Source organism: Pseudomonas sp. C321, from assembly GCF_055407105.1.
Genome location: NZ_JBUZRB010000004.1, coordinates 430485 through 449028 on the forward strand (window position 1 = coordinate 430485; position 18544 = coordinate 449028).

At 59.1% G+C, this 18544-nt stretch carries 16 protein-coding genes and 1 pseudogene; 12 read left to right on the forward strand and 5 right to left on the reverse strand.

What is annotated here, in order from left to right:
• The first annotated feature begins 560 nt into the window (after positions 1-560).
• The 5 genes from ACZRJ6_RS14825 (at position 561) to ACZRJ6_RS14845 (ending at position 7116) form a co-directional block, all read left to right on the forward strand.
• On the forward strand, positions 561-4055 hold the full coding sequence (locus ACZRJ6_RS14825) for a response regulator (RefSeq protein ID WP_463968577.1): 3495 nt from the start codon (positions 561-563) through the stop codon (positions 4053-4055).
• The gene (locus tag ACZRJ6_RS14830; protein ID WP_463968576.1) at positions 4056-4871 is read left to right on the forward strand and encodes a CheR family methyltransferase; all 816 of its coding nucleotides are present in this window, start codon (positions 4056-4058) and stop codon (positions 4869-4871) included.
• Positions 4868-5473 carry a chemotaxis protein CheB gene (locus ACZRJ6_RS14835; RefSeq protein ID WP_463968575.1) on the forward strand — a complete coding sequence of 202 codons (606 nt, stop codon included), beginning with the start codon at positions 4868-4870 and terminating at the stop codon, positions 5471-5473. Before ACZRJ6_RS14830 ends, ACZRJ6_RS14835 begins: the two co-directional genes overlap by 4 nt.
• Positions 5467-6660 carry a hybrid sensor histidine kinase/response regulator gene (locus ACZRJ6_RS14840; RefSeq protein ID WP_463968574.1) on the forward strand — a complete coding sequence of 398 codons (1194 nt, stop codon included), beginning with the start codon at positions 5467-5469 and terminating at the stop codon, positions 6658-6660. The genes ACZRJ6_RS14835 and ACZRJ6_RS14840 overlap by 7 nt, the downstream gene beginning before the upstream one ends.
• A gap of 78 nt (positions 6661-6738) precedes the next feature.
• Positions 6739-7116, forward strand: coding sequence for a response regulator (locus tag ACZRJ6_RS14845; RefSeq protein WP_463968573.1), 378 nt, complete (start codon positions 6739-6741; stop codon positions 7114-7116).
• A 68-nt stretch (positions 7117-7184) separates the two neighbouring features.
• Here ACZRJ6_RS14845 and ACZRJ6_RS14850 read toward each other — a convergent pair.
• From ACZRJ6_RS14850 to ACZRJ6_RS14860, 3 genes and pseudogenes are all read right to left on the reverse strand, one after another.
• Positions 7185-7652: pseudogene (locus ACZRJ6_RS14850) on the reverse strand (response regulator); the annotation flags it as partial.
• Between the two features lie 37 nt (positions 7653-7689).
• A complete protein-coding gene (locus ACZRJ6_RS14855) occupies positions 7690-8748 on the reverse strand; it encodes a tetratricopeptide repeat protein (protein WP_463968572.1) in 1059 nt (352 codons plus the stop codon).
• 75 nt (positions 8749-8823) lie between these two features.
• The gene (locus ACZRJ6_RS14860) at positions 8824-9717 is read right to left on the reverse strand and encodes a bestrophin family protein (RefSeq protein WP_463968571.1); all 894 of its coding nucleotides are present in this window, start codon (positions 9715-9717) and stop codon (positions 8824-8826) included.
• Between the two features lie 237 nt (positions 9718-9954).
• Here ACZRJ6_RS14860 and ACZRJ6_RS14865 point away from each other — a divergent pair, with 237 nt between their 5' ends.
• From ACZRJ6_RS14865 to ACZRJ6_RS14885, 5 genes are read left to right on the forward strand one after another with little or no spacing between them, the layout of a single operon-like run.
• A complete protein-coding gene (locus tag ACZRJ6_RS14865) occupies positions 9955-11619 on the forward strand; it encodes an AMP-binding protein (protein WP_463968570.1) in 1665 nt (554 codons plus the stop codon).
• Positions 11620-11641: 22 nt separating this feature from the next.
• The gene (locus ACZRJ6_RS14870; RefSeq protein ID WP_463968569.1) at positions 11642-12409 is read left to right on the forward strand and encodes an SDR family NAD(P)-dependent oxidoreductase; all 768 of its coding nucleotides are present in this window, start codon (positions 11642-11644) and stop codon (positions 12407-12409) included.
• A gap of 12 nt (positions 12410-12421) precedes the next feature.
• Positions 12422-13615, forward strand: coding sequence for an acetyl-CoA C-acyltransferase (locus ACZRJ6_RS14875; protein WP_463968568.1), 1194 nt, complete (start codon positions 12422-12424; stop codon positions 13613-13615).
• 23 nt (positions 13616-13638) lie between these two features.
• Positions 13639-14766 carry an acyl-CoA dehydrogenase gene (locus tag ACZRJ6_RS14880; RefSeq protein ID WP_463968567.1) on the forward strand — a complete coding sequence of 376 codons (1128 nt, stop codon included), beginning with the start codon at positions 13639-13641 and terminating at the stop codon, positions 14764-14766.
• Positions 14767-14780: 14 nt separating this feature from the next.
• Positions 14781-15554, forward strand: a complete 774-nt coding sequence (locus ACZRJ6_RS14885; protein ID WP_149414049.1) for an enoyl-CoA hydratase — start codon at positions 14781-14783, stop codon at positions 15552-15554.
• Between the two features lie 63 nt (positions 15555-15617).
• Here the strand turns inward: ACZRJ6_RS14885 and ACZRJ6_RS14890 are convergent, their stop codons facing one another.
• Positions 15618-16613, reverse strand: a complete 996-nt coding sequence (locus tag ACZRJ6_RS14890; RefSeq protein ID WP_463968566.1) for an aldo/keto reductase — start codon at positions 16611-16613, stop codon at positions 15618-15620.
• Between the two features lie 120 nt (positions 16614-16733).
• Between ACZRJ6_RS14890 and ACZRJ6_RS14895 the strand changes: the two genes are divergently transcribed.
• Complete coding sequence (locus ACZRJ6_RS14895) at positions 16734-17651, forward strand: LysR family transcriptional regulator (RefSeq protein WP_463968565.1); 918 nt, start codon at positions 16734-16736, stop codon at positions 17649-17651.
• 211 nt (positions 17652-17862) lie between these two features.
• Positions 17863-18057: a hypothetical protein gene (locus ACZRJ6_RS14900; RefSeq protein ID WP_149414052.1), complete on the forward strand. Its 195-nt coding sequence runs from the start codon at positions 17863-17865 to the stop codon at positions 18055-18057.
• Between the two features lies 1 nt (position 18058).
• On the opposite strand, the gene ACZRJ6_RS14905 is transcribed toward ACZRJ6_RS14900, so the two are convergent.
• The gene (locus tag ACZRJ6_RS14905; RefSeq protein WP_463968564.1) at positions 18059-18442 is read right to left on the reverse strand and encodes a fe2+ zn2+ uptake regulation protein; all 384 of its coding nucleotides are present in this window, start codon (positions 18440-18442) and stop codon (positions 18059-18061) included.
• Positions 18443-18544 lie beyond the last annotated feature (102 nt).

Sequence of the window (18544 nt, forward strand, 5' to 3'; positions counted from 1 at the left end):
TGAAAGACCATCTTCCAATGAATCATGCCAGGACCGGTAAGCTCCCGAAACAGTGACGGCATTGTAAGGGCATTGCAAAGGATTTTCTCGCTCGGGCGTGTCGCCCAATGGGGTGGCCGCAGAATACCTGGCAGCCATCCAGAGGATGCCTGCCAGGCCCGCTGTATTTATATAGCGTTGGCAAAAAAACTAGTGAGGCTATCGAGTTTTCCAGGGGTGTTCATCAGCTCCAATTCGTTGGACTCAGCAAATTTGTATTCCGGATTGGCACGGTTTGCGCCATACGGCTGAAGGATTGTCCGGCTGTTGCGATGAGCCTGGCGCAATGACCAGTGGCGGATTGTTCAATTGGACGGGTATTTGATCTGCGGAGGGGGAAGGCGTTATCGACTAGGAATATTGTTGAGCCGGTACAGTGACTGGATGTGAGCGTCGCCATCTCTCGTTGATTTCTCAATGAGTTACGTCATCACGGTGGCCATGGTTGGCAGAAAAATAGCGTTCAAGCGCGACTTTGGGGCAAACTCCTTGTTTTTCCGTACTTTGGCCAAGGCATGCCCATGATTCCTGCGTCGTCAGTCGATGAGAAAAGTTTCCGCAAGCTTCTGAGCCGTAACGTGGCCCTGCCACTGAGCGTTGGCGTGCTTAGTGCGGTATTTTTCGTTTGCTTGATCTCTTACTTGTTGTCGGTGATTCAATGGGTCGGGCACACGGACCGGGTGATCAACAATCTCAATGAGACGTCGAAGCAGACCATCGACCTGGAAACCGGAATGCGCGGCTTCCTGATCACCGGCGACGAGCATTTCCTCGACCCTTATGAGGTCGCCAAGCCGCGGATCATTTCTGACCTGCGCGGGTTGCAGGAATTGGTGGCCGACAATCCGCAACAGGTTGACCGTCTCAAGCGCCTGGAGTCCTTGCAGGTGGAATGGAACGGCTACGCCCAGGCAATGATCAACCTGCGTCGCGAGAGCGGTGATTACCGGGCGGCGGTCCAGGCCGGCCGGGGCAAGCGCCTGACTGACGAAATGCGCAAGGAATACGACCAAGCGGTGGCCATGGAGCAACAGCTGCGGATCAACCGTAATGAAGACGTCACCCGCACCACGGTGATGAGCGTCACTCTCTATCTGCTGCTCGTGATCGGGCTCAGTGGTTTCCTGGCGTACATTGGTAGAAAAAATCTCTTAGCACTTTCAGAGAGTTACAGCACAAGTCTCGCGTCACAACAGAAGATAGCCAAACGCCTGGAACAGCAAGCCTGGCTACGCAGCGGCCAGACCGAACTGGCAGAACAGGTGCTGGGGCAACTGACCCTGGACCTGCTGGGCCGCAACATCCTGCAGTTCTTTGCCCAATACATGGGCTCGGTGGTCGCTGCACTGTATGTACGTGAAGAGCACGGCGGTCTGAAGCGAGCGGCCACCTATGGCTTCTCCCGTGAACAGGAACAGCAGGAACAGTCGATCTACAGTAATGAGGGCATCGTCGGCCAGTCTGCCCAACAGGGCCGGTTGATTCGTCTGGATGACGTGCCGGTGGACTACTTCAAGGTCAGTTCGGGCCTGGGGGAGGGCGTGACGCGTAGTGTGCTGGTGGTGCCTACCAGCGACGATGATCGTGTTAACGGTGTGATCGAGCTGGGCTTTCTGCGTCCCCTCGACGAGCGCGATGTCGAGTTGCTGGAGCTGATTGCCGGCAACATCGGCACCTCCATCGAAGCCGCGCGTTATCGCCAGCGCTTGCAGGAAGTGCTGGCCGAGACCCAGCAGCTCAACGAAGAGCTGCAAGTGCAACAGGAAGAACTCAAGACGGCGAACGAAGAGCTGGAAGAGCAGTCGCGCATCCTCAAGGAGTCCCAGACTCACCTGGAAACCCAGCAGGCCGAGCTTGAACAGACCAATGAACAACTGGCCGAGCAGGCCCAGGCCCTGGCCGACCAGCGCGATGCGATGGACCGCAAAAACGGTGAACTCAAGCTGGCCCAGACTGAACTGCAAGATCGCGCCGACGAGTTGCAGCGCTCCAGCAAGTACAAGTCCGAATTCCTCGCCAACATGTCCCACGAGTTGCGCACACCGCTCAACAGTTCGTTGATCCTGGCCAAATTGCTGGCCGAGAACCCCCAGGAAAACCTCAGCGCCGAGCAGGTCAAGTTTGCCGAGTCGATTTATTCGGCCGGTAATGACTTGCTCAACCTGATCAACGACATCCTCGATATCTCCAAGGTGGAGGCCGGCAAGCTGGAAGTGCGCCCGGAAAACACCAGTGTGGCGCGCCTGGTGGACGGCTTGCGCGGGATGTTCGAACCGCTGGCGGCCGACCGCAAGCTGGCCTTCCAGGTGGAGGTGCAGGAAGGCGCACCGCTGATGCTGTTCACCGATTGCCAGCGGCTGGAGCAAATTCTCAAGAACCTGCTGTCCAATGCGGTCAAGTTCACCGAGCACGGTCAGGTCAGCCTGACGGCGTCGCGTGCGCCAGGGGAGGGCATAGCCTTCACCGTGCGCGACTCGGGGATCGGCATCGCCCCGGATCAGCAGGAAAGCATCTTCGAAGCCTTCCGCCAGGCCGACGGCACCACCAATCGCCGCTACGGCGGCACCGGGTTGGGGCTGTCGATTTCCCGGGACCTGGCGACCTTGCTGGGCGGGTATATCAGCGTCACCAGCGAGCTGGGCCAGGGCAGTATCTTTACTCTGGTGCTGCCGGAACAATATGTCGAGCGCGACGAAGACGCTCCGGTCGTCGAGCAGCCTCGGGCTGTTGCCGCCCCGGCGCCGGCAAGCATCAAGGTCTCGCCGCTGCCGATAGCCCAAGAGGTGGTGATTGCGCGCTTTGCCGATGACCGCGACAAGGCCCCCTTTGCTACCCGCTGCATCCTGGTGGTGGAAGATGAGCCGAACTTTGCGGGCATCCTCTTCGACCTGGCCCATGAGTTGGGTTACCAGTGCCTGGTAGCCCACGGCGCGGACGAAGGTTACAACCTGGCCGAACAATTCATTCCCGACGCGATCCTGCTGGACATGCGCCTGCCGGACCATTCCGGGCTGACGGTGCTGCAACGTCTCAAGGAGCACGCAGGGACCCGGCACATTCCGGTGCACGTGATTTCCGTGGAAGACCGGGTGGAAGCCGCGATGCACATGGGCGCCATCGGTTATGCGGTCAAACCGACCACCCGAGAAGAACTCAAGGATGTGTTCGCCCGCCTGGAAGCCAAGCTGACCCAGAAGGTCAAACGTATCCTGCTGGTGGAAGACGACGACCTGCAACGCGACAGTATTGCCCGTCTGATCGGCGACGATGACATCGAGATCACTGCCGTAGGCTTCGCCCAGGAAGCCCTGGACCTGCTGCGCACTAACATCTACGACTGCATGATCATCGATTTGAAGCTACCGGATATGCTCGGCAATGAGCTGCTCAAACGCATGTCTACCGAGGATATCTGCTCGTTCCCGCCGGTGATTGTCTACACCGGGCGCAACCTGACCCGTGATGAAGAGGCGGAACTGCGCAAGTATTCACGCTCGATCATCATCAAAGGCGCTCGCTCACCTGAACGTTTGCTGGACGAGGTGACACTTTTTCTGCACAAAGTCGAATCCCAGTTGTCCCATGAACGCCAGAAGATGCTCAAGACCGCCCGCAGCCGCGACAAGGTTTTCGAGGGACGCAAGGTGCTGTTGGTGGACGACGATGTACGCAATATCTTCGCCCTCACCAGCGCCCTGGAACATAAGGGCGCGATTGTGGTCATTGGCCGTAACGGCCGTGAGGCGATCGAAAAACTCAATGAAATCGATGACATTGACCTGGTTCTGATGGACGTGATGATGCCGGAGATGGACGGCTACGAAGCCACCGCGCTGATCCGCCAGGACCCGCGCTGGCGCAAGCTGCCGATCATCGCGGTGACGGCCAAGGCCATGAAGGATGATCAGGAGCGCTGCCTGGCGGCAGGCTCCAACGATTACCTGGCCAAGCCCATCGACCTTGATCGACTGTTTTCGTTGATCCGTGTGTGGCTACCGAAGATGGAACGTATTTAATTGGAACGAAACACTGACATCGAACTGCGTCTGTTGATTGAGGCGATTTACCTCAAGTACAGCTATGACTTTCGCGACTACTCCGGCGCGTCGGTCAAGCGCCGCGTCGCCCATGCCTTGCGCCAGTTCGACTGCAAGACCATTTCGGCCCTGCAGGAACGGGTGTTGCACGACCCTACGGCGTTCATGCAGTTGCTGCAATTTCTGACCATTCCCGTCAGCGAGATGTTTCGCGACCCCTCGCACTTTCTGGCGATACGCCAGGAAGTGGTGCCGCTGCTCAAGACCTACCCGTCGATCAAGATCTGGATCGCCGGTTGCAGCACCGGCGAAGAGGTGTACTCCATGGCCATTCTTCTGCGGGAAGAGGGTTTGCTGGAACGCACGATTATCTACGCCACCGATATCAACCCCAGCTCCCTGGAAAAAGCCAAGCAAGGAATTTTCTCCCTGGAAAATATCCGTGCCTACACCCATAACTATCAGCAGGCCGGTGGAAAGCGTTCGTTTGCCGACTATTACACGGCGGCTTACGATTACGCGATCTTCGACAAAAGCCTGCGAGAGAACGTTACCTTCGCCGATCACAGCCTGGCGACCGATAGCGTATTTTCTGAAACGCAGTTAATTTCATGTCGTAACGTGCTGATTTATTTCAATAAAAAGTTGCAGGATAGGGCGTTTGGATTGTTTCATGAGTCGCTGTGCCATCGTGGCTTCCTGGTGCTGGGCAGCAAGGAAACCCTGGATTTTTCCAGCTACAGCAAACAGTTCGAACCCCTGGTCAAGCAAGAGCGGATCTACCGAAAATCATGAATGAAGCCGCTACAGGCCAGTTGTACGCGCCTGGTATCGAAGCCATTGTCATAGGGGCATCCGCAGGTGGTGTCGAGGCGTTGCTGAACATTTTCGGCGCCTTGCCCAAGGGCTTCGGCTTGCCAATCATTGCCGTCCTGCATTTGCCCGACGAGCGTTGCAGCCTACTGGCGGAAGTCTTTGCCCGCCGCCTGCCGATACCGGTCAGGGAAGCGCGCGACAAGGAGCTGATCGAGGCCGGCACTTTGTATTTTGCCGGTCCCGGTTATCATTTGTCGGTGGAACATGACCGCAGTCTGTCATTGAGCCAGGAGGACCGTGTGCACTACTCGCGCCCAGCCATTGATTACTTGTTTGAGTCGGCCGCCGATACCTATGGCACAGGCCTGTTGGCGATACTGCTCACCGGCGCCAACCAGGACGGCGCCCAAGGCCTGGCCCACGTCAAGCAATACGGCGGCACCACTGTGGTCCAGGACCCGGCGGAGGCGCAGGCGGCGGTCATGCCCCGAGCGGCCCTGGCGTTGCATATTCCCGACCATGTTCTTACCTTGAGCCGTATCGGCGCCTTGTTGGCTTCCCTGGAATCATCCCCATGCTAAGTACTATCCAGGCCAAACTGCTGATCGTCGACGATCTGCCGGAAAACCTGCTGGCCCTCGAAGCGCTGATCAAGCGTGAGGGTCGTCAGGTCTACAAGGCGCTGAGCGCCGACGAGGCCTTGTCGCTGTTGCTCGAACACGAGTTCGCCATGGCCATTCTCGACGTGCAGATGCCCGGCATGAACGGCTTCGAACTGGCCGAACTGATGCGCGGCACGGAAAAGACCAAGAACATCCCTATCGTATTTGTCAGTGCCGCAGGTCGTGAGTTGAACTATGCCTTCAAGGGCTATGAGAGCGGTGCGGTGGACTTCCTGCACAAGCCGCTGGATATCCATGCGGTCAAGAGCAAGGTCAATGTATTCGTCGACCTGTATCGCCAGAGTAAGGCCATGAAGCAGCAGGTCGAAGCCCTGGAGCAGAGCCGCCACGAGCAGGAAGCCTTGCTTACGCGCTTGCAGGCCACCCAGGCGCAGCTTGAGCAGGCGGTGCGCATGCGCGATGACTTTATGTCGATCGTCGCCCACGAAGTACGCACGCCCCTCAATGGGCTGATTCTGGAAACCCAGTTGCGCAAGATGCACCTGGCCCGGGACAACGCTGCGGCCTTTACGCTGGACAAGATGCACGCCATGGTCGATCGCGATGAGCGACAGATCCAGAGCCTTATCCGCTTGATCGAAGACATGCTTGATGTGTCGCGTATTCGTACCGGCAAGCTGTCGATTCGCCCCGGGCGCTTTGACCTCGCGCAACTGGTGCGCAACCTGTTGGAGAACTTTGCCCCGCAAGTGACGGCAGCCGAGTCCTCGGTGCAATTGGATGCGCCGCTGCCGGTGGAAGGCAACTGGGATGAGTTTCGCATCGAGCAGGTAGTGTCTAACCTGTTGACCAACGCGCTGCGTTACGGCGCCAAGAGTCCGGTGGACGTAAGGGTGTACACCGCGCATGGCGAAGCCCGGGTCGAAGTTCGTGATCGCGGGATAGGCATCAGTGAAGACAATCAGAAGCGAATTTTTCAGCAGTTCGAGCGGGTCTCCGTCAATCATGCGGCGGCAGGACTGGGTCTGGGGCTGTTTATTTCCGAGCAGATCGTCGCGGCTCATGGTGGGACGATTGAAGTCGAGAGCCGGATAGGTGAGGGTGCATTGTTTCGCGTGTGCCTGCCCCTTGAGGCCAGTACGTGAAATCAATCGCATATCCAACGCAACCTCCGCGTGACCCTATGGTCGTATCAGCAGCAATTGACCGGACAAAGGCTTCCCATGAGTGAAGATGCACAAGACGTTGTACTGATCGTCGAAGATGACGAGTCAATAATGTTCGTATTGGGCGAGTACCTGTCGGGGCAGGGGTATAGGGTTTTAAAGGCGGTCGATGGCGAGCAGGCCTTCGAAATCCTCGCCAGCAAGCCGCACCTGGACTTGATGGTCACCGACTATCGCCTTCCTGGCGGCATTTCCGGGGTGCAAATCGCTGAACCTGCCATGAAGTTGCGGCCGGAATTGAAAGTCATCTTTATCAGTGGTTATCCGCAGGAAATCCTGGATTGCAACAGTCCGATCACCCGCAATGCGCCGATCCTGGCCAAACCGTTTGATCTGGATACGTTGCAGGAACATATCCAGCGGTTACTGGCTTAAAGTTGGCTGATCCTGCCTGGAGGCGAGGAGGGTTTTGTCACCCATGGGCAGCGAAGCCCCGATCAAAATCATGCCCGAATCATCTCCCGCACCTTTGCTGTCAACAAATCAAACGTAAACGGCTTGGTGATCAACTGCATCCCCGGGCCCAGGAACCCACCACGCACCGCCGCATGTTCGGCATATCCCGTGATAAATAACACCTTCAAGTCCGGTCTGATCTGCCGCCCGATTTCCGCCAGTTGCCGGCCGTTCATGCCCGGCAGGCCAACGTCGCTGATCAGTAGGTCAATCCGTTGGCTGGATTCGATAATCGGCATGGCACTGTCGGCATCGCCAGCTTCTACAAAGGCATAGCCCAGTTCACTCAGCACGGCGCTGACCAGCACCCGCACGGCCGGGTCGTCTTCGACGATCAGCACCGTCTCGCCGGCGTTGGCGAAAGGCAGCAAGGCGGGGTTAATCGGTTTTTCAACGGTCGTTTCGCCGACAAAACGCGGCAGGAACAGGCTGACCGTGGTGCCGTGTGGCAGTTCAACGTTTTGTGCCAATTGCAACTTGTTGGCGTGAGGCCTACAGGCCTTGGGCCAATGCAGGGTCGTCCGGATTCTGTTGTTCAAGCTGTGCCAGCAACACCTGGACGTTCTGCAACTGGCCACTTTCCTTCCAGTATTTGACCAGCAGCACCCGCGCCTTGCGGTTGGCGGGATGGCGCTGGACGATCTCTTCCAATTGGCGCTGGGCGGCTTCCAGTTCCTGCTGGGCATGCAGGGTGGTGGCCAGGTCATAGCGATAATCCTGGTGGTCTGGTTCCAGCTCCACCGCTTTGGACAGGCCGAGCAGGGCGTACTCGCGCTCGCCGTGGCGCAATAACCACATGCCCAAGGCGTGTTGCAGATAGGGCGATTCGGGGTGGGCCTGCAGTTGTTTGGCCAACAGTTGGCGGGAGTCGTCGACCTTGCCCTGCTTATCCCATAGCTCGATTTGTGCGACCACTGCCTGCAGGTTGTCCGGTTCCAGGCGCAGGGCCTGTTCCAGCGCATTTTGCGCGTCGGGCAGCAGGGCGCTGTGAATGTACAGGCGCGCCAGCTGAATCCAGCCGTCAGGCGTTTCGGGTTGGCTCTTTAGCGCTTTTACATATTCATCCAGCACCTGCTGCAAGGGTCCGAAGTAAAGGCCCAAGGCGTCCGGTGAAAGGCCCAGCAAGGCGTTGGCGGCGGCAAAGCGCACGCTCTGCTCCTGATCATCAAGCAGCGGGCCGAGCAGCAGCGTGCGTTGGCCGCTGGGCACCAGGCCGACAATGCTGCTGATCGCCGCCTGGCGTACCAGTGGCGACTCGTTGGCCAGGTCCTTGTCCGCCAGCTTCAGAGCCTGGGGGCTGGGGTAGTTGGCGAGTTCGGCATGCAGAGCGGCGCGGCGCACATCGGTCAAGTCCGCCCGGCCCAACTGTTGATACAACACCCGCGCAGCCCCCGGCTCGCCGTTATGGGCTTGCTTGAGGGCCTTGGAATAACCATGGGCGATGGCCGCGGGGACGGCTACGGTGGTGCTGCGGGAGAAATACCAGGTGATCAGCACAATAAACAACAGGGCGCACAGACCGATGATCGAGTAACGGCGTGACTTTGACATGCAGGCGTCCAAGAGCTGGGCAGCTATTACAAAGCTATCAGCTTCGGCCAGACACCGACGGGTGTCAAACCGGCGTCACGTCAGCACGTAGTCCACCGGCTCCATGGCTGGGGGCAGTGACGTTTCGCCAAGGGCTGCGAGGATCTCCCGTTCCAGGGTGCGTACGATCGCATTGCAGGGCAGGTCGTTTTCGTCGAAGCCGAACGGGTCTTCCAGATCGTCGCCGATTTCGTCTAGGCCAAAGAAGGTGTAGCTGACGATGGCGGTGAAAATCGGCGTCAGCCAGCCCAGGGGCTCGGCCATGGCAAACGGCAGCAGAATGCAGAACAGGTAGATGGTGCGATGCAGCAATAGGGTGTAGGGAAACGGCAGCGGTGTACTTTTGATCCGCTCGCACGCGGCCTGGACTTGGCTGAGGCCCACTAGGCGGGTTTCCAACTGGGTGTAGCGCCAATCGCTGATACAGCCCTGTTCAGCCAAGCTTGAGCAGCGGGCACCGAGGGCTTGCAGAACGCTGTCGGGCAGATTGGGGTGGTTTGAGTCAATGGTGATCCACGGTTTGATAGCGCATGCCTCGTCTTCCAGGCGCAAGCGGGCAACCAGTCCGTGGGCAAAGCCGCACAGACCGCGAAGTATACCTTCGTGTTCGGCGCAGTTATTGAAGACCTGGGTTTCCCGGATCAGCGAACGCACCTCGATGATCATTTGCCCCAATTGCTTGCGGCCTTCCCACCAGCGGTCGTAACAGGCGTTATTGCGAAAACTCATGAAAATCGACAGGGACAGCCCCAGCAGGGTGAATGGCGTGGCGTTGACCTTGGAGAAATACGCCGGGTGCAGCGTCTCCACCAGCACGATCACTGACGCCAGCAGCGTCACCAGCAGGCTGCGCAAGGCGATGCGCTTGGCAACCGAGCCCTTGAGGGAAAACAGAATGCCGAACAGGTTGGGTTTGAGGCGAACGATCATCGAGGAGCTCTGGGTGGCGCAGGCCCTCAGACTAAAAGCTGATGGGCAGGGCGTCCAATCGCTTATGCCGACCGGGTGATCAGCGCGCTCTATGAACGACGCCATTGGCCAAACCAGTCAGCCATGTTGAAAGCTTTGACCATTGTCCATTGAGTGCTCTGGAGCGACTATTTCCCAGGTCTAACCCCTCAAAAGCACGCCCCCTCAAAAAAACAAAAGACACAGGGATTTGCCACGATGCGCGATTATTTGGCTGCTACCACCGAGTTCAACTACCAGCAAACCGTCGAGGCCGCGCTGGCCGGTCACCTGCAAGGGCTTAATGCCTGTATCGAATGTTGCGATCGGCACGCGCTGCCGGGCCGTATTGCGTTGTTTTGGGAGGGCAAGGACGGCCGCAGCGCCACGTCGACCTTTACCGAACTGCAGGACCAGGCGGCACGTTTCGCCAACTTCCTGCTGGCCCAGGGCGTCAAGCGCGGTGACAAGGTCGCCGGGCTCTTGCCACGCACCGCTGAATTGCTAGTGACGGTGCTCGCCACCTGGCGCATTGGCGCGGTCTATCAGCCGCTGTTCACCGCTTTCGGCCCCAAGGCCATCGAACACCGCCTAAGCAGTTCCGGCGCGGCGCTGGTAGTCACCGACGCAGTCAACCGTCCCAAACTCAACGAGGTAGAGAATTGCCCGATCATCGTCACTGTGACGGGTGCCAAGGGTGAGGGAATTGTTCGTGGTGATTTCAGCTTCTGGGCAGAGCTGCCCAACTACTCCAATGTCTGCGAGCCGGTACTGTTGGGCGCCGATGATCCGTTTCTGCTGATGTTCACCTCTGGCACCACCGGCCCGTCGAAAGCGTTGGCAGTGCCGCTCAAGGCGATTGTCGCGTTCCAGAGCTACACCCGTGATGCGGTGGACTTGCGCCCAGAAGATGCGTTCTGGAACGTCGCCGATCCGGGCTGGGCCTACGGCATCTATTTTGGCGTTACCGGGCCGTTGTCCATGGGCCATCCGATCACTTTCTACGACGGCCCGTTCACCCTGGAAAGCACCTGCCGGGTCATCAACAAATATGGCATTACCAACCTCACCGGGTCGCCCACGGCCTATCGTCTGCTGATTGCTGGCGGCGAGCAGTTCGCCCGTTCGATCAAGGGCAAACTGCGTATTGTCAGCAGTGCTGGCGAGCCGCTAAACCCGGAAGTGATCCGCTGGTTTGCCGACAATCTGGGCGTCACCATTCATGACCACTACGGCCAGACCGAGTTGGGCATGGTGCTGTGCAACCACCACGGCCTGGATCACCCTGTGCACGTCGGCTCCGCCGGTTTTGCCTCGCCGGGCCACCGTATCGTGGTGCTGGATGACAACCATCAGGAGCTGGCGGCCGGCCAACCGGGGATTCTGGCCATCGACCGCGATCAGTCGCCGATGTGCTGGTTTGCCGGCTATGAAGGGGGCAAGACCAAGGCGTTTGTTGGCCAGTACTACCTCAGCGGCGACACCGTGGAATTGAACCCCGATGGCAGCATCAGCTTTGTCGGGCGCAGCGATGACGTGATCACCACCTCCGGCTACCGGGTCGGCCCGTTTGACGTGGAAAGCGCGCTGATCGAACACCCGGCAGTGATCGAAGCCGCAGTGGTCGGCAAGCCGGATGCGCAACGCACCGAACTGGTCAAGGCCTTCGTGGTGATCAGTGCCCAGTACCGCCCCGACCCCGAGTTGGCCGAAGAGCTGCGCCAACACGTGCGCAAGCGCCTGGCGGCGCACTCGTACCCACGGGAAATCGAATTTGTCAGCGAACTGCCGAAGACGCCGAGCGGCAAGCTGCAGCGCTTTATTTTGCGTAACCAGGAAATCGCCAAGGTCCAGGCGTCACAAGCGACCGTGACCACGGCGTAAGCCCATTTTCAAGGAAACAATGATGCAGATTGAGAACAAGGTTTTTCTGGTCAGCGGCGGGGCTTCGGGCCTCGGCGCGGCCACCGCTGAAATGTTGGTGGCGGCGGGTGCCAAGGTGATGCTGGTAGATTTGAACGCAGAGGCCGTGGCGGCTCAGGCCAGCAAACTGGGCGATCAGGCCCGCAGCGTGGTGGCCGATATCAGCCAGGAAGCGGCTGCCGAAGCGGCGGTGCAGGCCACTGTTGCGGCATTTGGCGGCTTGCACGGGCTGGTCAACTGCGCGGGCGTGGTGCGCGGTGAGAAAATCCTTGGCAAGAATGGGCCGCATGCCTTAGCCAGTTTTGCCCAGGTGATCAACGTTAACCTGATCGGTAGCTTCAACTTGTTGCGCCTCGCGGCAGCGGCCATTGCTGAAACCGAGGCTAATGCTGACGGCGAACGCGGGGTGATCATCAACACCGCTTCGGTGGCGGCCTTTGACGGCCAGGTCGGCCAGGCGGCCTATGCTGCGTCCAAGGGTGCGATTGCCAGCCTGACGCTACCTGCCGCACGGGAGTTGGCGCGTTTTGGCATTCGGGTGATGACGATTGCACCGGGCATCTTCGAAACCCCGATGATGGCTGGCATGACGCCTGAAGTGCGCGACTCGTTGGCGGCCGGCGTACCGTTCCCGCCACGCCTGGGCAAGCCCTGCGAGTACGCCGCGTTGGTGCGGCATATTATTGAAAACAGCATGCTCAACGGCGAGGTGATCCGTCTTGACGGGGCCTTGCGCATGGCGGCCAAGTAAGGAGGATTTGTCATGACTCAGAATCACGATCCAATCGTTATAGTCAGTGCCGTGCGCACCCCAATGGGCGGCTTCCAGGGTGACCTCAAGGGCTTGACCGCGCCACAACTGGGCGCTGCCGCGATTCGCGCCGCTGTCGAGCGCGCCGGTATCGCCAGCGATGGCGTAGATGAAGTGCTGTTCGGTTGCGTGCTCCCTGCGGGTTTGGGCCAGGCCCCGGCACGCCAGGCGGCCCTGGGCGCGGGCCTGGATAAATCGACCCGCTGCACCACCCTCAACAAGATGTGCGGCTCGGGCATGGAAGCGACCATCCTCGCCCATGATTCGCTGCTGGCAGGCAGCGTCGATGTGATTATCGCCGGCGGCATGGAAAGCATGTCCAACGCCCCGTACCTACTGGACCGCGCCCGTAGCGGTTACCGCATGGGCCACGGCCGGGTGCTCGACCACATGTTCCTCGACGGCCTGGAAGACGCCTACGACAAGGGCCGCCTGATGGGCACCTTTGCCGAAGACTGCGCCGAGCACCACGGCTTTACCCGTGAAGCCCAGGACGCCTTTGCCATTGCCTCCCTGACCCGTGCCCAGCAGGCGATCAGCACCGGTAGCTTTGCCGCCGAAATCGTCCCGGTGCAGGTCACTGTAGGCAAGGAACAGAAAACTATCACTGACGACGAACAGCCGCCCAAGGCCAGGCCGGACAAGATCGCCACCCTGAAGCCGGCGTTCCGCGAAGGCGGTACGGTGACGGCAGCCAACTCCAGTTCGATTTCCGACGGCGCCGCTGCACTGCTGCTGATGCGTCAATCCGAAGCGCAAAAACGTGGGCTCAAGCCCTTGGCCGTGATCCACGGTCACGCGGCGTTCGCCGATGAGCCCGGTCTGTTTCCGGTGGCGCCAGTGGGCGCGATTCGCAAACTGATGAGCAAGACCGGCTGGAACCTGGGTGACGTGGATTTGTTTGAAATCAACGAAGCCTTTGCCGTGGTCAGCCTGGTGACCATGAGCAAACTGGAAATCCCCCACGACAAGGTCAATATCCACGGCGGCGCCTGCGCACTGGGGCATCCGATTGGTGCGTCCGGCGCGAGGATTCTGGTGACGTTGCTCTCGGCGTTGCGCCAGAAGGGCCTCAAGCGCGGCGTTGCCGCGATCTGCATCGGCGGTGGTGAAGCCACGGCCATGGCCGTTGAATGCCTGTATTAAGCTTTTTATTTTAGAGGCTGTTTATGCTCCCCAATGACGAACAACTGCAAATCAGCGAAGCCGCCCGGCAATTTGCCCAGGAACGGCTGAAACCGTTCGCCGCCGAGTGGGACCGCGAGCATCGCTTTCCCAGGGAGGCTATCGCTGAAATGGCCGAACTGGGCTTTTTCGGCATGCTGGTCCCGGAACAGTGGGGCGGTTGCGACACCGGCTACCTGGCCTACGCCATGGCCCTGGAAGAAGTCGCCGCCGGCGATGGTGCCTGCTCGACCATCATGAGCGTGCATAACTCTGTGGGCTGCGTGCCGATCCTCAAGTTCGGCAACGATCAGCAGAAAGAGCAATTCCTCACGCCCCTGGCCAGCGGCGCCATGCTCGGCGCCTTTGCCCTGACCGAACCCCAGGCCGGCTCCGACGCCAGCAGCCTGAAAACCCGTGCCCGCCTTGAGGGTGATCACTACGTACTCAACGGTTGCAAACAGTTCATCACGTCGGGGCAAAACGCCGGGATCGTGATTGTGTTTGCGGTCACCGATCCCACGGCCGGCAAGCGCGGCATCAGCGCCTTTATCGTGCCCACCGATTCGCCTGGCTATAAAGTGGCGCGGGTCGAAGACAAGCTTGGCCAGCATGCATCCGACACCTGCCAGATCCTCTTTGAGGACGTCAAAGTGCCGGTGGCCAACCGTCTGGGTGAGGAGGGCGAAGGCTACAAGATTGCCCTGGCCAACCTGGAAGGTGGCCGTGTCGGTATTGCCTCGCAATCGGTGGGCATGGCCCGTGCTGCGTTTGAGGCAGCCCGTGACTACGCTCGTGAACGCGAGAGTTTTGGCAAAACCTTGATCGAGCATCAGGCGGTGGCCTTCCGCCTGGCGGACATGGCCACCCAGATCGCCGTCGCACGGCAGATGGTGCATTACGCCGCGGCCCTGCGCGACAGCGGCCGGCCTGCACTGGTGGAGGCATCCATGGCCAAGCTGTTTGCTTCGGAAATGGCGGAGAAGGTCTGTTCGGCGGCCTTGCAAACCCTGGGCGGTTACGGTTACCTGAGCGACTTCCCCCTGGAGCGGATCTACCGCGATGTGCGGGTCTGCCAGATTTATGAAGGCACCAGCGATATTCAACGCATGGTCATTTCACGCAACCTTTGAAGAGGAACTGACGGATGAGCTACGAAACCATTTTGCTGGAGGTTCAGGGCCGCGTTGGGCTGATTACCCTTAATCGCCCACAAGCGCTGAACGCCTTGAACGCACAACTGGTCAGTGAGGTGAACCAGGCGCTGGACAGTCTGGAAGCCAACCCCGAGATCGGTTGTATCGTGCTGACCGGCTCGAAAAAAGCCTTTGCCGCCGGCGCCGACATCAAGGAAATGGCTGAGCTGACCTACCCGCAGATCTACCTGGACGACCTGTTCAGCGACAGCGACCGAGTGGCCAATCGTCGCAAGCCGATCATTGCCGCAGTCAACGGTTTTGCCTTGGGTGGCGGCTGCGAACTGGCGCTGATGTGCGACTTCATCCTGGCCGGTGACAACGCCAGGTTCGGCCAGCCGGAAGTCAACCTCGGCGTGCTGCCGGGCATGGGCGGCACCCAGCGCCTGACCCGTGCGGTGGGCAAGGCCAAGGCCATGGAAATGTGCCTGACCGGGCGTTTCATCGATGCGGTGGAAGCGGAGCGTTGCGGCATCGTTGCGCGGATCGTACCGGCGGATGAGTTGCTGGAGGAGGCGCTCAAAGTCGCCGCGCTGATCGCCAGTAAATCGCTGCCCATCAGCATGATGGTCAAGGAAAGCGTCAACCGCGCGTTTGAGGTCAGTTTATCGGAAGGCGTGCGTTTTGAGCGGCGGGTATTCCATGCCGCGTTTGCCACTCAGGATCAGAAGGAAGGGATGGCGGCGTTTGTGGCCAAGCGCGCGCCTGAGTTCAAGGATAAGTAACGGTCGCTTATTGATTGTTCCCACGGGTGTGGGAACAATCAAAAAAACATCGCGAGCAAGTGCCTACTTATTCAGCATCTGCATCACCTCTTGCGGATAGCGCAACCCAGCCATGGCATTGGCTGGAAATATCGCTTCCAGCGCCGCCAACTCGGCGGGGCTGAGTTTGATTTCCAGCGCGGCGACATTTTCTTCCAGGTATTTACGCTGCTTGGTCCCTGGAATCGGAATCAGATAATCCCCCTGCGCCAACACCCAAGCCAACGCCAGCTGTCCGGCAGTGACGCCTTTGTCCTGCGCCAGTGCCTGTACCTGTTCCACCAACAGCAGGTTTTTCGCAAAGTTCTCACCCTGGAATCGTGGGCTGAACCGACGGTAATCATCCGCCGCAAAATCATTCGCGCTCTTCAGTGCTCCGGTGAGAAAGCCACGCCCCAGTGGGCTATAGGGTACAAATGCAACCCCCAATCGCTGGCAAGCCGCCAGGCACCCGTTGTCTTCCTGATCCCGACTCCACAGCGAATATTCGCTTTGCAGGGCGCTGATGGGATGGACCTTGTGGGCCCGCTCCAGCGTGGCGGCAGACGCTTCACTCAAACCCAGGTAACGCACCTTGCCCTGATGCACCAGTTCAGCCATGGCGCCGACGGTTTCTTCGATAGCGACATCGGGGTCGATGCGATGTTGGTAATACAAATCCAACGTCTCGACGCCCAGGCGTTTCAAGGTGCCTTCGATCGAGTCGCGAATGTACTGCGGTCGGCCATTGACCCCACGCAACGTCGGGTTCGCCGGGTCGCGGACGATGCCGAATTTGCTGGCCAAAAAGACCTGGTCGCGCTTGCCGGCGATGGCCTTGCCAATCAGCGCTTCATTGGTATGTGGGCCATACATATCGGCGGTGTCCAGCAGGTTGATGCCCAGTTCCAGGGCGCGATGCAGTGTGGCGGTGGCCTCCCGGCTATCGATACCGGTGGTGTAGAAATCCGTCATGCCCATGCAGCCGAGGCCAATAGCGCTGACGTGTGGGCCGTTTTTGCCGAGTTGACGCTTAAGCATGGGTAAGGCTCCTTTAATGGCTAAGACGCCTATTGTTGTCCTCGACAAAAACAAGATAAACCGGCTAAAAGCATTATCACTATTGGTAAATTCTAAATAATCCGTGAAGGGAGTCAGGATTTGGACCGTTTTAATGCCATGCGGGTGTTCACGCGGATCGTTGAATTAGGTGGGTTCGCCAAGGCGGCCGACAGCCTGCACCTGTCTCGCGCTTCGGTGACGATCTTGATCAAGCAGTTGGAAGCCCATTTGGGTGTGCAATTGCTGCAACGCACCACGCGACAGGTCCATCCGACCCTGGATGGCGCGGCCTATTACCAGCGCTGCGTGCGTTTGTTGGCGGATCTTGAAGAGGCTGAGGCGGTGTTTTCCACCCGCCGGAAAAATCCGCGAGGCACGCTGCGTATCGACATGCCCGCAGCGGTGGGACGCTCTATCGTGATTCCGGCCTTGCCGGAGTTCACCGCACGCTACCCGCTGATCGACCTGGAGATCGGTTTGAACGATCGCCCCGTGGACTTGATTCGCGAAGGTGTGGATTGCGTGCTGCGCGGTGGCCGGTCTTTGGACGATTCACTGGTGGCAAAGCCGCTGACGATGATGGACCAGTTGACCTGCGCCAGCGCTGGCTACCTGCAGAGGATGGGAGTACCGCAAGACCTCAATGATTTGGCCAACCACCAAATGATTGAATATTTCTCCAGTGCCACCGGTAAACGTTATGGTCTGGAGTTCCAGTGCGGAGACGATATTCGCCTGGTGGACTTGCCCAAGAAACTGGCGGTCAACAGCGCCGATGGCTACCTGGCCGCCTGCGAGGCCGGTTATGGCCTGGTTCAGGCGCCGTACTATCACGTCGCCCGGCAGTTGGAGCAGGGCACGCTCGTAGAGGTACTGGCCGATGTGTTGCCACCCAGGCTTCCGCTGACGGCGCTCTATCCGCCACATCGCCAGTTATCCCAGCGGGTGCGGGTGTTTGTCGACTGGCTGGTAGAGCTTTGCGCCCGTCCGGGCAGCGGGTTACAGCGTTACCCTTGAGTCGTGGTGCATGAGGGTAAAAAGGAGTCAGGCCAAGACCCGGGAATGAGCCTGGCTCTCACAGGTTCAATCAGGCGCAAGGCAAGCCAAAGTTTTTCATCGCCTGTAACATGAGACCCCGCCAGCCCGCGTCCATCCTCGCAACCGGGTATGTACTTGGCATGGCTGGCGATACAAAGTGGATACATATTTTCAGGTTCAGGAACCCGTCATGACCCAAAAGCAACGCTTGAAATACTCGATTCTGATTTCCCTGGTCGTCCTTGGGACGATGTTTGGCCTGTCCTATTTGCAGAACAACGGGACCATCAGCGAAAAAACGTTCCAGTACATCGCCATTGCCGTGGCAGTGATCGTGGTGGTGGTCAACGGCGTGATGCGCCGCAAGGTCAAGCCCAACGCCTGATTCAGGCGTTATTGGCAGCCAGCACTTTGGCAGCCTGTTCATGCAGGCTGTAGCTCTTGTCGGCGTTGAGGGCGATCACGCCCTCGCTGCATAGACGCTTTAGCACTTCGCGCACACTGAGAAAGGACAACGGGATGCCCAGTTCCAGCAAGTGGCTGTGGACACCTCGTACACCCAGCGAGCGGCCGTTATCGGCGGCCGTGAGCAGGGCGTCGATGACCTTCAGGCGAATCAGACTGGTGCGCAGGCCAAAACACTTGAGCAAGTGTCGGATGCGTTGGTTGCCTTGATGTTCGGGTGACTTGCCGAATACTTGGGTACCCGAGCCGAAAGCCGCGTCGTGTGCCATTGAATGTCCGTCCGTGGGCAGTTGCGAGTTGTACATGCAAAAACTCCTTATCAGAGCCTGATCAGGAAAATGATGGCGCTCTTAGTAATAAGACGTATGAGATGCGCAAATCATGAAGCGGGCGATGTGTAAATTTCG

Excerpts from the sequence above, each read along its gene's own strand:
- ACZRJ6_RS14900 (WP_149414052.1), top strand. The coding sequence starts at position 17,863 with ATGACCCAAAAGCAACGCTTGAAATACTCGATTCTGATTTCCCTGGTC.
- ACZRJ6_RS14905 (WP_463968564.1), bottom strand. The coding sequence starts at position 18,442 with ATGTACAACTCGCAACTGCCCACGGACGGACATTCAATGGCACACGAC.
- ACZRJ6_RS14880 (WP_463968567.1), top strand. The coding sequence starts at position 13,639 with ATGCTCCCCAATGACGAACAACTGCAAATCAGCGAAGCCGCCCGGCAA.
- ACZRJ6_RS14845 (WP_463968573.1), top strand. The coding sequence starts at position 6,739 with ATGAGTGAAGATGCACAAGACGTTGTACTGATCGTCGAAGATGACGAG.
- ACZRJ6_RS14870 (WP_463968569.1), top strand. The coding sequence starts at position 11,642 with ATGCAGATTGAGAACAAGGTTTTTCTGGTCAGCGGCGGGGCTTCGGGC.
- ACZRJ6_RS14865 (WP_463968570.1), top strand. The coding sequence starts at position 9,955 with ATGCGCGATTATTTGGCTGCTACCACCGAGTTCAACTACCAGCAAACC.
- ACZRJ6_RS14855 (WP_463968572.1), bottom strand. The coding sequence starts at position 8,748 with ATGTCAAAGTCACGCCGTTACTCGATCATCGGTCTGTGCGCCCTGTTG.
- ACZRJ6_RS14835 (WP_463968575.1), top strand. The coding sequence starts at position 4,868 with ATGAATGAAGCCGCTACAGGCCAGTTGTACGCGCCTGGTATCGAAGCC.
- ACZRJ6_RS14840 (WP_463968574.1), top strand. The coding sequence starts at position 5,467 with ATGCTAAGTACTATCCAGGCCAAACTGCTGATCGTCGACGATCTGCCG.
- ACZRJ6_RS14875 (WP_463968568.1), top strand. The coding sequence starts at position 12,422 with ATGACTCAGAATCACGATCCAATCGTTATAGTCAGTGCCGTGCGCACC.
- ACZRJ6_RS14890 (WP_463968566.1), bottom strand. The coding sequence starts at position 16,613 with ATGCTTAAGCGTCAACTCGGCAAAAACGGCCCACACGTCAGCGCTATT.
- ACZRJ6_RS14825 (WP_463968577.1), top strand. The coding sequence starts at position 561 with ATGATTCCTGCGTCGTCAGTCGATGAGAAAAGTTTCCGCAAGCTTCTG.
- ACZRJ6_RS14860 (WP_463968571.1), bottom strand. The coding sequence starts at position 9,717 with ATGATCGTTCGCCTCAAACCCAACCTGTTCGGCATTCTGTTTTCCCTC.
- ACZRJ6_RS14885 (WP_149414049.1), top strand. The coding sequence starts at position 14,781 with ATGAGCTACGAAACCATTTTGCTGGAGGTTCAGGGCCGCGTTGGGCTG.